13 protein-coding genes are annotated in these 13560 nt (G+C 65.5%); 8 read left to right on the top strand and 5 right to left on the bottom strand.

Annotation, left to right across the window (positions count from 1 at the left end; translation table 11 throughout):
• Positions 1-11 precede the first annotated feature (11 nt).
• The 4 genes from AAC691_RS16275 to AAC691_RS16260 all read right to left on the bottom strand — a co-directional run bounded on the left by AAC691_RS16275 (position 12) and on the right by AAC691_RS16260 (position 2377).
• A complete protein-coding gene (locus tag AAC691_RS16275; RefSeq protein WP_342627662.1) occupies positions 12-488 on the bottom strand; it encodes a hypothetical protein in 477 nt (158 codons plus the stop codon).
• Between the two features lie 65 nt (positions 489-553).
• The gene (locus AAC691_RS16270) at positions 554-985 is read right to left on the bottom strand and encodes a hypothetical protein (RefSeq protein WP_176638665.1); all 432 of its coding nucleotides are present in this window, start codon (positions 983-985) and stop codon (positions 554-556) included.
• The gene (locus tag AAC691_RS16265; RefSeq protein ID WP_342627661.1) at positions 982-1290 is read right to left on the bottom strand and encodes a rod-binding protein; all 309 of its coding nucleotides are present in this window, start codon (positions 1288-1290) and stop codon (positions 982-984) included. The genes AAC691_RS16270 and AAC691_RS16265 overlap by 4 nt, the downstream gene beginning before the upstream one ends.
• Before the next feature lie 40 nt (positions 1291-1330).
• Positions 1331-2377: a flagellar basal body P-ring protein FlgI gene (locus AAC691_RS16260; protein ID WP_342630251.1), complete on the bottom strand. Its 1047-nt coding sequence runs from the start codon at positions 2375-2377 to the stop codon at positions 1331-1333.
• A 455-nt stretch (positions 2378-2832) separates the two neighbouring features.
• Here AAC691_RS16260 and AAC691_RS16255 point away from each other — a divergent pair, with 455 nt between their 5' ends.
• Positions 2833-3759: a lytic transglycosylase domain-containing protein gene (locus AAC691_RS16255; RefSeq protein ID WP_342627660.1), complete on the top strand. Its 927-nt coding sequence runs from the start codon at positions 2833-2835 to the stop codon at positions 3757-3759.
• 35 nt (positions 3760-3794) lie between these two features.
• Here AAC691_RS16255 and AAC691_RS16250 read toward each other — a convergent pair whose 3' ends face one another.
• On the bottom strand, positions 3795-5366 hold the full coding sequence (locus AAC691_RS16250) for a tetratricopeptide repeat-containing glycosyltransferase family protein (RefSeq protein WP_342627659.1): 1572 nt from the start codon (positions 5364-5366) through the stop codon (positions 3795-3797).
• A gap of 17 nt (positions 5367-5383) precedes the next feature.
• On the opposite strand from AAC691_RS16250, the gene flhA reads away from it, so the two are divergent.
• The 7 genes from flhA (at position 5384) to motA (ending at position 13537) form a co-directional block, all read left to right on the top strand.
• Complete coding sequence (gene flhA, locus AAC691_RS16245; protein ID WP_342627658.1) at positions 5384-7765, top strand: flagellar biosynthesis protein FlhA; 2382 nt, start codon at positions 5384-5386, stop codon at positions 7763-7765.
• A gap of 164 nt (positions 7766-7929) precedes the next feature.
• Positions 7930-8763 (top strand): DUF1217 domain-containing protein, encoded by an 834-nt coding sequence (locus AAC691_RS16240; protein ID WP_342627657.1) that lies wholly within the window; start codon positions 7930-7932, stop codon positions 8761-8763.
• 132 nt (positions 8764-8895) lie between these two features.
• Complete coding sequence (gene fliI / locus AAC691_RS16235) at positions 8896-10284, top strand: flagellar protein export ATPase FliI (RefSeq protein ID WP_342630250.1); 1389 nt, start codon at positions 8896-8898, stop codon at positions 10282-10284.
• A complete protein-coding gene (locus AAC691_RS16230; RefSeq protein WP_342627656.1) occupies positions 10284-10709 on the top strand; it encodes a flagellar FliJ family protein in 426 nt (141 codons plus the stop codon). Before fliI ends, AAC691_RS16230 begins: the two co-directional genes overlap by 1 nt.
• A gap of 168 nt (positions 10710-10877) precedes the next feature.
• On the top strand, positions 10878-11642 hold the full coding sequence (locus AAC691_RS16225) for a hypothetical protein (RefSeq protein WP_176638673.1): 765 nt from the start codon (positions 10878-10880) through the stop codon (positions 11640-11642).
• A gap of 17 nt (positions 11643-11659) precedes the next feature.
• Positions 11660-12676: a flagellar motor protein MotB gene (locus tag AAC691_RS16220; protein ID WP_342627655.1), complete on the top strand. Its 1017-nt coding sequence runs from the start codon at positions 11660-11662 to the stop codon at positions 12674-12676.
• Entirely contained in the window at positions 12677-13537 is an 861-nt protein-coding gene (gene motA, locus AAC691_RS16215) for a flagellar motor stator protein MotA (RefSeq protein ID WP_342627654.1), read from the top strand.
• Positions 13538-13560: the final 23 nt, after the last annotated feature.

Genomic DNA, 13560 nt, shown 5'->3' with positions numbered 1-13560 from the left:
TCCGCTGTCCGCTACCAATAGCCCCCCGCCACATGACGTGGCTGGGTCGGCCCCGGATCGGCGCCGGAGGACCATGCGCTCCAATCCCATGACGCGGTATCGCGCCTGTTTTCCGCGGCCATCGCCTGCATGTCCGGCACGGCCGGCATGACCGGCACCGTCGTCCGCCCCCGTTTCGCCGGGGTGACGAGCACATTGTACGCCAGCACGGACCCCATATACACGCAGCCGCACCCGATCGGATCGGCATAGAGATAGACCGGCCCCATCGAGGACGGGCGATAGGTCAGCACGCCCGGCGGAAGCGTATTCATCATGGCGTAACGCGCCGTCGTATCGGCCGCATGGGCGATGAAGCCTGCCTCGGACAAGCGCTTTCCCGCATCCAGATAGGGCTTGGCCGGAGACGAGCATCCGGCCAGCGCGATGCAGAGCAAAGCGGCGCGCCCCGCCCCGGCATGACGATATCGGCGGTTTCGTGGATCCATGGAATGGTTCTCTATCGCGCGCTTTGCATGATTTCCGACGGCATGCGCAGGACAAGCGCCGCCTTTCAGACGTCGCTGCGCAGCGTCAGCGCGCCCTGGGGGATGGTATTCGTCGCGTATTGGCCGGACGAACCATAGCCGGCGCTGGCCATCTGGGCCGCCTCGACGACGATCAGCCGGAGGACGTAATTCTGCGCGTCGATCGCATTGCGCAGCAGCCGGCGGTTGGTGCGCACCAGGGCGCCGAAATGCCTTGCCGCCGCCTCGGTCTCGGGCGTCAGCAGGGCTGATGTCCGGTCGGGGGATGCCGGCGCGGCGTCCGGGCCGGCCAGGACGCCCTCGAGCGCCTCCATCTCCTTCTGTTTTGCGGGAAGCATGTTCACCACATCCTGCAGCTTTCCGGTCTTCAGAAGGTCGTTCTCGCGCTCGAGAAGGGCGCAGACCTTTTGAAAACCGCGCAGGAGCACGGCCGCGGACCGGTCCGGCGCGCGATTCATGACCCGGATCGCTCCTGCATGGCCAGCATCTGCCGATACACGCTGTCGGCAATGCCGATCCCCCCGCTATCGGCGATCTGCTTCCCCATTTCCTGGACCTGAAGCGCCCGGAACTGCTTTTCCGCCGGGCCGCCGTCGAACCTGTTGTCCGTCATGTCGACGGTATCGAACATGGGCTTCAGAAGCTCGCCGATGGTCACGGCTTCGAACGCGACGGCCGCATTGCGGGCCTGCGCGGCGTTGCCCGCGCTGATGTCGGGTTGCGCGGCCGGGCTTTGCGGGGTGACCGGAGACGGCGCGGACATGGCAATCCCTCCATTCATGCTCTGGACATTCATGTTCCGGCTACCTGACCTCGAGATCCGCCTGGAGCGCCCCGTCGGCCTTGATGGCCTGCAGGATGCTGATCATGTCCCGGGGCCCCATGCCCAGGGCATTCATGCCCGATACGAGACTGGCAAGAGTCGGCCCCTCGCGCAATATTCCGAGGCGGTGCGAATTGTCGGTACTGGCGTTGATCTGCGTCCTGGGCAATATCGCGGTCGTTCCGTTCGAGAACGGAGCGGGCTGGGATGCCTGAGGCAGTTCCGTGATCTGGATCGTCAGATTCCCCTGGGCGATGGCAACCGTGCTGATGCGGACATTGTCGCCCATCACGATCGTCCCGCTGGCCTCATCGACGATGACCTTGGCCATCGTATCGGGCTCGACGGTGAGGTCGCCGATCCGATAGAGGGTTTCGGCGGGATCGCGCCCCGACAGATCGATGGCGATGGTGCGCGGGTCGTCGACCCGGGCAAGGCCGTGCGCGACATGGCGGTCGATGGCCTGGACGATCCGGGTCGCCGTCGTGAAATTGGGGTTGCGCAGCGACAGATGGATGACCCCGCCCGCGCCCAGGGTCACGGGCACTTCGCGCTCGACCACCGCACCGTTGGCGATATGACCGCTGGTCGGTATGTTCTGCGTGAGCGTGGCGGCTGCCCCGCCGGCCGCGAACGCGTTGGTCACCAGCGATCCCTGCGCGACGGCATAGACCTCGCCGTCCGCCGCCTGGAGCGGCGTGACGAGCAGGGTGCCCCCCGTCAGGTCGCGGGCATCGCCGACGGCGGACACGGTCACGTCGATATGCCCGCCGCCATGCGCGAAGGGCGGCAGCGTGGCCGTCACCATGACGGCAGCCACGTCATGGGTCTGAAGCTGCACCTCCTGGTCGCGAATATTCACGCCGAGGCGGTTGAGCATGCTGATCAGCGTTTCGCGCGTGAAGAGCGTATTGGTCAGGCGGTCGCCCGTGCCGCGCAGGCCGACGACGAGGCCGTAACCGACCAGTTGGTTGTCGCGCACGCCTTCGTAATCGACAATATCCTTGATCCTGACCATCGCGGCCATGGCGGACGAGATCGGAGACAATCCCGCCAGCAGGAACGCGGCGGCGGCCAGCGCCAGGATCCGGCGCGGCCGGCCTGACGTTCCGGCCCGGCGACGGGGAAGGACGGCGGCCACTTCGTCGCGGCGGCTTGCACGGCCGCGGTACTGGCCGGCCACCATGAGGTCATTCCCCATAAAATCCGCTTACCTTTGCGCTTCGTTCCATGGGCGATGCCACGAACGGGCCGTGGTGCGGCGCAGAATACGCGCGCGCGCCATGACATTCAATGCCCCGACCGGCCCGAAAAAGCGCGCCGTCATCTTCTCGATTTCGGAAAAATCAGATCCGCGCAGGACATTATTGCTGCGTTATGTTCCCGTATCGCCGGTCCGGTTGTCAGACGTCATGATGATGGGGTAATTCAGCCGGTGGCGCACGATGAGGCGCGGTTCGAGACGCCTGTTCGGGACGCTCCATGACACTCCGGATCCATCTCCAGGCCCGCTGTTGCGGCCCCCCATGGAACGCCGCCGGCGAAGAGCGGGCAATCATCTGCCGCGCCCCCTCTTTGGCCCTCTCTCTGGTATTGATTGCGGCCGCGATCCTGCTTCAGCCCGTGCAGAAAGCTGCCGCCCGGTCCCCCGAATCGTCGCTGTGCGCCACGGCGGCCGCCCGGGCCGAGCGCGCGCTGCGCATCCCGGATGGGTTTCTCGATGCCATGAGCCGCGTCGAAAGCGGACGGCCGGAGCCGGACGGGAGCATTTCCGCGTGGCCATGGACCGTCACGGCGGCGGGAATCGGCCACTACTACCCGACGCGGGCCGATGCTATCGCCGCCGTCGGGACGTTTCGCCAGCAGGGCATCCTGTCGATCGATGTCGGCTGTCTGCAGATCAACCTGCAGCAGCATCCGGACGCCTTTACCTCTCTCGACCAGGCGTTCGATCCGGGCGAAAACGCGCTTTACGCGGGTCATTTCCTGCTGCGGATGCATGACAGGATGGGAAGCTGGCCGCGGGCGGCGGCGGCCTATCACTCCCAGACGCCAGGCATCGGCACCCAGTATCAGTGGAAGGTCCTGGAAGCGTGGGCGGTTCCCCAGGACGGACGGGATGAGCAGAACGCCTTGCGGCGGAACGGCCAGGCGGCGTTCGCGTCCGCACCGCCCTTTGCGCATCCGGCCATGACCGGCATGGCGGGCCGGCAGACGGTCCTGGCCGCCGCCCCCTCCCCCGCTGATGCCGGGACGGCGGGAGCCCCTGCCAGGATATTCCATCCCTTCCAGGGCTTCAGGCATTTCTCGGAGCCTTCTCTGCACAGGCCGGCGGCGGGAGGGATGCGCGGGCGCACCCTTGCCTCGTACCGCGCCAATCCGGTGGCGCTGGCCGCCCCGGCGGGCTGATTGATGCCCTGCCCTGCTGTGACTGCCCGGGTCCGTCAGCCCGTCTTCCAGTTCGCCGCCCAGTCGCGCAGCGCGGCCCCGACATCCTGAAGGACCGGGGCGAAGGATCTTTCTTTCGCGCGGAACACGCGCATGTTCGGATACCATGGCGAACGGGTCCCTTCGTCCCCCCAGCGCCAGCAGGCATCCCAACGGCTCACGAGCCAGACCGGGCAGCCGAGCGCGCCCGCGAGATGCAGCGGCGACGTATCGACCGAGATGACCAGGTCGAGATTCTTCATGATGCACGCGGTGTCGGCCATGTCGCGGACGTCGCCCATCGGATCGAACAGGGCCTGGCCATGCCATGACGCGATTTCGGCGCGCGGCATGCCGAACTGGAGGTTGACCAGCGTGGCCCCGACGGGGCACAGGGCCGCGCCCATTTCCGCCAATGTCGTCGAACGGCGCCTGTCGGCCATGACGTGCTCGGACCGCACCCGCCGGTCACCCGCCCAGACCAGGCCGACGCGCGGCCGGCCGGCCGGCAATTCGGCTGCATACCTGGCGACGCCGGCGGGATCGGCCCGCAGATAGGGAATATCGGCGGGAATGTCGCTTTCGGACGCTACCCCCGCGATGAACGGCAGGTCGGGGATGGGGGCGGCGTAGCTGTAGCCGTCCTCCTTGCTGAAATCCTGCGCGTCCCCGACGGATACGCCCGGATAGGAGCGGGCCAGAAGACGTACGAGGGGCCGGGGTACCGCGACGGCCACCTCCGCCCCCCTTTCCAGCAGCCAGGGCACGAAACGGACGAACTGGAGCGTGTCCCCCAGCCCCTGCTCGTGATACAGGAAAATCTTCTTTCCCCGCACGTCGTCACCATGGCGCAGGCGCGGCAGGGACAGGAACCACGCCGCCTTGTTGTCGATGATCGGCTCGCGCTCGGCATAGCGGGCCCACCCGTCGCGCAGATTCCCGGCCTTGATGAGCGCGCAGGCATATCCGAACCCGATCTTCGGATTTTCCGGCTCGAGCGCCAGGGCTTTCTCGTACCAGGGGATGGCCTGGGCCGAGCGGTTCAGGCGTTCGAGGGCGCAGCCCACATTGTTGAGAAGCGCCGCCGTCATGTCCCCGCCGTCGAGATGGGCCGCCAGGATCTTGAGGCCTTCAAGAGGATATCCGGCCTCGAGCAGCGACATGGAGATATATTCGCACAGATTGGCCTGCTCGGCGGGATAGCGCAGCATCAGTTCGGAAAAGCGCGCGCATCCCCCCCCGACATCGCCCTGCGCCACGCGGATATGGGCCAGGAACGCCTGGGCCGGCACGTTGTCCGGCTGGTTCCGCAGCACGTTGCGCAGCAGGGTCTCCACGATGTCGTAGCAGGTCGTGTGCCGCAGGATCACCGTCGCTCCGGCGAGACTGAGCAGCCAGTCATCGAGGTGCTGGAAGACCACTTCGAGAACCAGGCGCGTACCATCGAGCGCCTGCCGCTGGTCGAACAGGGCATCGCAGACCTGGATCAGACCGGTCGGAGTCGGCGACCGCAGCAGGGCCGCCTTCCAGATCTCGACGTTCAGAGGCTGATCGATTGCGTCCGCGCCGGCCGTTACGGTGTCCTGCATCTCAATTCCTGTCGTGCATGTCGCTCTGCGGTGCCCCGGGCCACGCTTTCCCGCCTTGCTCAAAGCGGCCTATGACGGTACTTATCGCCCCAGAAATCGACCCATGCAATGCGCAGGAGAACGGCCAAGCCGGTTGCGGCCCGCGCGGCGGATTGCGCCGGGAGCACCGTGTCGCAAAGGCACGCGAAAGGAAACGTGGCATCTTGGACACCGCCAAAGGCGTTACGGTAAAAAAACCGGGCGACGGCAGGCTGGCGGAACGGACCGCCGCCGCGCGGCAGAAGATTTCGTCGGTTTCACGCAATCTCTCGCAATCGGCCGGCCTGCTGCGCGGCGACGGCTGGAAGAACCTGCCCTGGCGGTCGCTGATCCCGGGAACGGATGTCGGCCTTGCGCTCGGCGTTCTGCTGTTCCTGTCCATCCTGATCATTCCGCTGCCGACATTCATTCTGGATGCCGGATTGTCGCTGTCGATCACCGCGTCCGTGCTTGTCCTGATGGTGGCGCTGTTCCTCGAGCGGCCGCTGGATTTCACGTCGTTCCCCACCCTGCTGCTGCTGACGACCCTGTTGCGCCTGTCGCTCGAAATCGCGACCACGCGCCTGATTCTCAGCCACGGCAGTGCCGGGATCTATGCCGCCGGCCATGTGGTGGCCGCGTTCGGCGGCTTTCTGATGGGGGGCGACGTCGTGATCGGCGGGATCGTGTTCTGCATCCTGCTGGTGGTGAACTTCATGGTCATCACCAAAGGCTCGGGGCGCATTGCCGAGGTGGCCGCGCGCTTCTTCCTCGACTCGATGCCCGGCAAGCAGATGGCGATCGACGCCGACCTGTCCTCGGGCGCGATCAACGATCGGGCGGCGCGCCGGAAGCGCAAGGAACTCGAAGAGGAAAGCGCCTTCTACGGCGCGATGGACGGGGCCGCCAAATTCGTTCGCGGCGACGCGATCGCCGGAATCATCATTACGGTCATCAACATCGTCGGCGGCCTCGCCATCGGCGTGCTGCGGCACGACATGCCGCTGAGCGAGGCCGCCAGCACGTTCACGACCCTGACGGTGGGTGACGGCCTGGTCTCACAGATTCCGGCCCTGCTGGTGTCGACCGCCGCCGGTATCGTCGTGACGAAAGGCGGCACGGATGGCTCGGCGGACGTCACGCTGGTCCGTCAGCTCGGCGGCAATCCCAAGCCGTTGGCCTTGGCGGCGGCCCTTTCGGCCTGCTTTGCCTTCATGCCCGGCCTGCCCGCGCTTCCGTTTCTCCTGATCGCCGCCCTGGCCGGCGCCGGGGCCTGGTGGCGCCACAAGGCGCCCGCCAAGGATACGGACGGAGACGTGACCGAGACCGCGGCCCCGCCGGCGTCGGCGCCGATTTCCGACGTCCTCAGACTCGATCTCCTGCGTCTCGAACTCGGCTTCGGCCTGCTGCCGCTGACCAGCGGCGAAAACGCCCAGCTGACCGAACAGATCAAGGCGCTGCGCAGGACGATCGCCACCGAAATGGGATTTGTGACGCCGCCCGTCAGGATACAGGACAATATCCTGCTGCCGACGGATCGCTATGTGATCAAGCTGAAGGAAATAGAGATCGGAGCGGGTGACGTGAAACCCGGGAAGATGATGGCCATGAGTCCGTCCGGCAGTACCCCGCCCCTGCCCGGCGACAAGGCGACGGAACCGGCATTCGGCCTGCCCGCGGTGTGGATCGATCCGGCGCTGAAGGCCAAGGCCGCCGCGTTGAAATGCACCGTCGTCGATCCGGCCAGCGTCATCGTGACGCATCTGAGCGAACTGGTCAGGCAGAACCTGCCCGATCTTCTGACCTATGTGGCCACCCAGGCGCTTCTGGACGACCTTCCGCGGGAGCAGCAGAAACTGGTCAGCGACCTGATTCCGTCGCAGGTGACGCTGAGCACCGTCCAGCGTGTCCTGCAGTCCCTTCTGGCCGAGCGCGTCTCGATCCGCGACCTGCCGACCATTCTGGAAAGCATCCAGGAAGGCGCCGGCCAGGGCCTGCGCGGCGTGCAGAACCTGACCAGCCATGTGCGTGTCCGCCTGTCCCGGCAAATCTGCAACAGCTTGACGGGACCGGCGGGATATATCCCCATGATCACGCTGTCGCCGGAATGGGAATCCGAGTTCCTGGCCCATATCACCGGACAGGGGGACGAGCGGCGCCTGGCCATGCCGCCCACCCTGCTGAGCCGGTTCGTCGCGAAACTGCGCGAAGCCTTCAACACCGTCTCGTCAAGCGGCGAGGTGCCCGTCGTCGTCGTTTCGACACCGGTCCGGGAGTCCATGCGGTCGATCGTGGAGCGCGTGCGCCCGACGATATCGGTCCTCTCGCAATCCGAAATATATCCGCGCGCGCGGATCAAGACGGTCGCGACGATCACGTGACGGCCGGGCCGGCGGAGGGTCGCATCCGCCTCTTTTCATTCCGCCGTGCCTTGTTTTACGTGAGAAGCCCCTATAGAACTGACGCGTGGGAAGGCCATTTACTGGCCCGATACGCAATCAGGTCGTGCTCTGCGCGTCGCGGCAAGATATCGAGGAATGGGCTGATGGCCATCACCAATGTCTCTCCGGTCACGACGTATATTACCGCCGTCAAGGACGAGGAAACGGCCGCGGAAAATTACGCGAAAATGGATGCCACGACCTCGCGGGAGGTGACCACCTTCAAGGAGCAGGCGGCGTCGATCACGTCGGCCGACGGCCTGCTGAAGAATTATTCGGTGCTGCAGGTGGTGCTGGGCGCCTATGGGCTCGGCTCGATTTCCGGCGAGACGGCGGTGATCAAGGACCTGCTGACGCAGGATCCGACGTCTGCGTCGTCGCTGGCCAAGAAATCCGACAATGCGACATGGCTGGCCTTTGCCGATGCCTTCCAGACCTGGGGCCAGAACAAGGGCTCGGCGAGCGCCACGCCCTTCACGTCGGACATGATCAATTCGATCGTGTCGCAGTTCGAGGAAAGCCAGTACGAGAACAGCACCGCCAACCAGGATGACGGCATCGGCAACGCGCTGTATTTCACCCGCAAGATGAGCGGCGTCACGTCCCTGCCCCAACTGATGTCCGACCCCACCCTTCTGAAGGTCGTGGAGACGGTTTCCGGCTATGATCCCGATCAATTCGGGGCGCTGAATTACGACCAGCAGGTCAGCATGCTGAAAAACAAGGTCGATCTGACGAAGCTTTCGACCCCCAAGGAAATTCAGCAATATGCGGAGCAATATCTCGCCCTGCTACAGATCAATCCGCAGACGCCGGACACGCCGGCGACCATGATGGATCTGTTTGGCGGAGACACCGGCGATCAGGGCATCGTCGCGCTGTTCGGCGTCGACGGTTCGTCATCGTCGCCGGGAGATCTCTATTCCGGCCTGCTCTAAAGGCCGGCCGCGCGCGCCGACATGACCGATCCGCACGGCGCTGGTGGCATGCAGGCCGCCGAAACGAGGGATCGGCCCGCGCCGCCGTCCCGTTCGGGCGACCTTGCCGCGATACCCGGCATTCTGAGCGCGCTGCGCGCGGCTGTCGCCGAACCGTGGCATGACGTTCCCGTGGGCCTTCTGGATGGCCGCGTAACGGGATTGTCCGGTCTTTCGGTTTCTCTCAGCGGGATGCGGGACTTTACCGGAGTGGGCGACCGCGTCAGCATCGCGGGGCTGGACGGGCGCGAGACGGAAGCCGAGATCGTCGCCTTTCGCGGAGACACCGCCATTGCCATGCCGTACGGATCGCTGGAGGGCATCGGTTCGGGATGCCGGGCCACGTTCCGGCTGTTCGACCAGGAGCAGAGGAGACGCCGCGCGGGCGGCACCCTGACCATCAACGCGTCCTGGCAAGGGCGGGTGATCGATCCCATGGGCCGCCCGATCGACGGCAAGGGGCCGCTTGCCCCGGGCGGGGAACCAAGGCGGCTGCGCGCGCCGCCGCCCGAGGCGGCACTCCGCGCCCGCCTTGGTCCGCGCATCGATCTGGGAATCCGGGCGCTCAATCTTTTCACGACCTGCCGGGAGGGCCAGAGGCTGGGCCTGTTCGCCGGTTCGGGTGTCGGCAAATCCACCCTGATGGGCATGCTGGCCCGCAATACGGACTGCGATGTCGCCGTCATCGCGCTGGTGGGCGAACGGGGACGGGAAGTCAGGGAGTTCGTGGAGGACGATCTTGGCCCCGAAGGGCTGGCCAAATCGGTCGTCGTGGTCGCCACGTCCGACACCTCGCCGCTGATGCGCCGGGAAGCGGCCTATGCAGCGATGGCCGCCGCGGAATATTTCAGGGACCAGGGCAAGTCCGTCCTGATGCTGATGGACAGCGTGACCCGCTTCTGCCAGGCATTGCGCGAGATCGGCCTGTCCTCGGGCGAACCGCCCGCGACCAGGGGGTATCCGCCGAGCGTTTTCGCCGAACTGCCCCGGCTGCTGGAGCGGGCGGGGCCCGGACTTGACGAGCGGGGGCTTGACGATCGGGGGCGTAAGCGGCGGGCAGGCCAGATCACGGCCATGTTCTCCGTTCTTGTGGAAGGCGACGACCATAACGAGCCGGTGGCCGATGCGGTGCGCGGCATTCTGGACGGGCATGTCGTCCTGGAGCGTCGCATCGCCGAAGCCGGACGATATCCGGCGGTCAATGTCCTGCGCTCTCTCTCGCGCACCGTTCCCGGTTGCAATGCGGCCGAGGAGAACGCGCTGATCCAGGACGCGCGCGCCGATCTTTCGACCTGGGACGACATTCAGGACATGGTTCGCCTGGGCGCCTATCGGACCGGAAACGATGCCCGGGCCGACAGGGCCATCCGCGTCGCGCCCGCCATCGAAGAAATTCTGAAGCAGTCGCGTAGCGAGAAGGCCACGATTGCCGAAAGCTTTCACGCCCTGCGCGACGTCCTTGGCCCGCCCGAGACGGCGTGATGGAGGCCCGGGCACGCGCATTGCAGGCATTGATCCGGCTTCGCAAGACGGAAGTCGATCAGGCGAAAGCCGCACTGGCCCGGATGCTGGCCGAGGAACATGCGGCGCTCGGCCGACTGGAAACCAGGCGGGCAGCCATCGAAACCGAACGGCGCGAGACATTGGTTGGGCAGGTTTCATCGGATGATTTCCGACTCTGGCTGCCCGCCGGGCGGGAGGCCGTCGAATCCGCCGCGACGATGCTGCATGCGGCCCGGTGCGCGTCGGATCAGGCGCGGGAAGCCCTTATGCAGGCCAACGCTGCGCTGAAGGCGGCGGAGGCCATCCTGGACAAGCGGCTGGAGGAAGAAAAGGAAATGCGCACCCGGCGGGAACAGGCCGAGATCGACGACCTGTCACGGCGCGGCCGTGTGGCCGCGGGCTGAGCCTTCATGCGCATCTGCCGTCCGACCAAGGGGATGACCCCGCCTTTGGATCATGTTTCATCCTTGAGAAAGTGGCAGGCCCCGGCTATCGCTGTGGACCAGGGCCGGAATGTGATCGTGCCGGATACGATCCGATCGTCCCCACGGACATGAGCGGCTAGGAAACGCATGCAACAGACAGAGCAACCGACCCCGAAAATCTTTATTGCCACGCCATGTTTCGGGGGGCTGGTCACGCAGGAATACATGGAATCCGTCATCGCGTGCACCAGCGTCATGCGGATTCCGATGACGCTTTCCCTGCTCGGCGACGACGCGATGATCAGCCGGGCGCGCAATACGCTCGTCCATCAGTTCTTCACGCGCTCGGACGCCACGCACATTCTTTTCGTCGATGCCGATATCGGATTTCCGGCCGAAGCGCCGGCGCGGCTTCTGGCGGCGGACAAGGATCTGATCGCCGGCCTGTATCCGATCAAGGAACGATTCTGGGACAAGGGCACCCAGGAGAACATCCTGCGCGGCGAAGCGCAGGAAACGGCCTCGCTGCGCTATGTCGGGGAGACCGACGCCATGCATCAGACATGGGAGAAGGGGCCGCTCCTGCGGACGCATTACGCCGGCACGGGGTTCATGATGATCAGCCGCAAGGCCATCGCCATGATGATCAAGCACTATCCCGAAACGGCATACCGGCGGATCGATGCGGCAGGCGGCGGGGACGGCAGCCCGTACCATGCGCTGTTCGACGGCAGCATCGATCCGGAAAGCGGCACGTATCTCAGCGAGGATTTCACCTTCTGCCGCCGCTGGCGGGAAATCGGGGGCGAGGTCTGGCTGGATACGTCGCTGTCCCTGACCCATGCCGGACGCGCCGCATTCCGGGGGAACCCGTCATGCCGCGTTGGCATGGTCCGCCATAAGAGCGCGTGAGGCCACGGCCGCTCCACATGGCAAGAAACGACAGACGACACCTCGTCATCAGGCGCAGCGACGATTCGGAGACGCAGGACCGCCATGGCGGCGCGTGGAAGATCGCCTATGCCGACTTCATGACGGCCATGATGTCCTTCTTCCTCGTCATGTGGCTGCTCAATGCGACGACGGATGAGCAGCGCAGGGGCATTGCGCAGTTCTTCAATCCCATGGCCGACAAAGATACCCGCGTGCAGCCGACGGATTCCATGCTTGATGTGCCGCCATCGCCCCTTACGACGGGGCGTTCGGTCAGGCGCGTCAAGGACGGCAAGACGTCGGCGGCGCCGAATCCCGCCGCGTCGAATCAGGGCGGCCCTGCCGACGACATCTCCCATGGCGCCGGAACGCTGCTGACTGCGAGACCGGCCAGCATCGTGCCGATCGGCGGGCCGGACAGCGGTTCCGCGCAACGCCCGGGCAATGTCGGCGCGGACGATGCGGCGGCCGAACAGGCCGGGATCGCGCGCATGGTCTCGGGCCTGGACCAGGCGATCCGCAACGATGGCGAACTCCGCGGCGCTGCGTCCAACCTCTCCGTTCAGATCGGGCGGGACGATGTCCGGATCGAATTGCGGGACGCGAGCGATACCCCGATGTTCGATTCGGGGGCGCCCGCGCCCAACCGTCTGGGCACGCGGATGCTGGCTGAGATCGCGAAGTGGCTTGCCCCCATGCCCGAACGCATTTCCATCATCGGCTATACCGATGCCGCGGCCTATCGCGTCGGCGGGGCATGGCGCATGTCCAACTGGACCCTGTCGGCGCTGAGAGCGGATCATGCCAGGGAAATCCTCGTGCGGGCCGGCTATCCGGACGGAAAAATTCTTGATGTGTCCGGGGCCGCGGACAGAAATCCGGCCGTGCCCTCCGACCCGTCCGCCGCGGGAAACAGGCGGGTCGTGATCGTCATGCACAGGCGGTATGTCAGTCCTGCCGGGATCGAAGGCGCATCCGGCGCGGCGCACATGAATGAAAACGGAGACGACTGAATGCTTTTCGTTGGGGGCCTGGTCTTTGCGCTGCTCTGCGTCTTCGGCTCGTTCGTGGCATCGGGGGGCGGGCTGGCGCCGCTGATCGCATCGATGCCCTTCGAACTGGTGACCATTCTGGGCGCCGCCGTCGGCATATTCGTGATGGCGAATTCCAAGCAGGCGCTCAAGCAGCTTCCGGGCGACCTGAAACTGGCGCTCAAGGGGCCCCGTTACGACAAGGCGGCCTATACCGACCTGCTCGTCACGCTGTTCAGGTTCACGCGCCTGGCCCATGCGCGAGGGACCATGGCCCTGGAAGAGCATGTCGAGAATCCGGACGAAAGCAGCATCTTCGCGCAGGCCCCCAAGATCCGCGACGATGCGGAAACGCGCAACCTGATTTGCGATTATCTCCGGCTCATCAGCCTCAATACGGACGATGCCTATCAGCTTGACGAAGTGATGGCCCGCGAGCTGAAGAAAAACCTGACCGAGAAGCTGCATATTTCCGAATGCCTGCAAAGCATCGCGGACGCGTTGCCGGCCCTCGGCATCGTGGCCGCGGTTCTTGGCGTCATCAAGACGATGGCCTCGATCAACATGCCGCCGGCCGTTCTGGGCGAAATGATCGCCGGCGCCCTTGTCGGCACGTTTCTCGGCGTGCTGCTGTCCTATGGCGTCGTGGCGCCTCTGGCGGCGCGGATGCGGGATGTGGTAAAGCAGGATGGTCGCTATCAGGACATCATCAGGATCGTCTTCGTGGCACATCTTCAGGGCAGTCCGCCCCAGGTCAGTGCGGAAATCGGGCGCAAGGACATTCCGCACGCCTTCATGCCGTCGTTCAGCGAACTCGATACGGCATTGTCCGTATCGTCGTAATTCTCGGACGGGGCCGACCAACC

It is taken from the genome of Nguyenibacter vanlangensis (genome assembly GCF_038719015.1).
Classification (GTDB): Bacteria; Pseudomonadota; Alphaproteobacteria; order Acetobacterales; family Acetobacteraceae; genus Gluconacetobacter; species Gluconacetobacter vanlangensis.
This window is presented reverse-complemented; position numbering and strand designations above follow the sequence as displayed.

Coding starts and splice junctions, on each gene's coding strand:
- AAC691_RS16275 (WP_342627662.1), bottom strand. CDS start 488: ATGGATCCACGAAACCGCCGATATCGTCATGCCGGGGCGGGGCGCGCC.
- AAC691_RS16270 (WP_176638665.1), bottom strand. CDS start 985: ATGAATCGCGCGCCGGACCGGTCCGCGGCCGTGCTCCTGCGCGGTTTT.
- AAC691_RS16265 (WP_342627661.1), bottom strand. CDS start 1,290: ATGTCCGCGCCGTCTCCGGTCACCCCGCAAAGCCCGGCCGCGCAACCC.
- AAC691_RS16260 (WP_342630251.1), bottom strand. CDS start 2,377: ATGGCCGCGATGGTCAGGATCAAGGATATTGTCGATTACGAAGGCGTG.
- AAC691_RS16255 (WP_342627660.1), top strand. CDS start 2,833: ATGACACTCCGGATCCATCTCCAGGCCCGCTGTTGCGGCCCCCCATGG.
- AAC691_RS16250 (WP_342627659.1), bottom strand. CDS start 5,366: ATGCAGGACACCGTAACGGCCGGCGCGGACGCAATCGATCAGCCTCTG.
- flhA (WP_342627658.1), top strand. CDS start 5,384: ATGTCGCTCTGCGGTGCCCCGGGCCACGCTTTCCCGCCTTGCTCAAAG.
- AAC691_RS16240 (WP_342627657.1), top strand. CDS start 7,930: ATGGCCATCACCAATGTCTCTCCGGTCACGACGTATATTACCGCCGTC.
- AAC691_RS16230 (WP_342627656.1), top strand. CDS start 10,284: ATGGAGGCCCGGGCACGCGCATTGCAGGCATTGATCCGGCTTCGCAAG.
- AAC691_RS16225 (WP_176638673.1), top strand. CDS start 10,878: ATGCAACAGACAGAGCAACCGACCCCGAAAATCTTTATTGCCACGCCA.
- AAC691_RS16220 (WP_342627655.1), top strand. CDS start 11,660: ATGGCAAGAAACGACAGACGACACCTCGTCATCAGGCGCAGCGACGAT.
- motA (WP_342627654.1), top strand. CDS start 12,677: ATGCTTTTCGTTGGGGGCCTGGTCTTTGCGCTGCTCTGCGTCTTCGGC.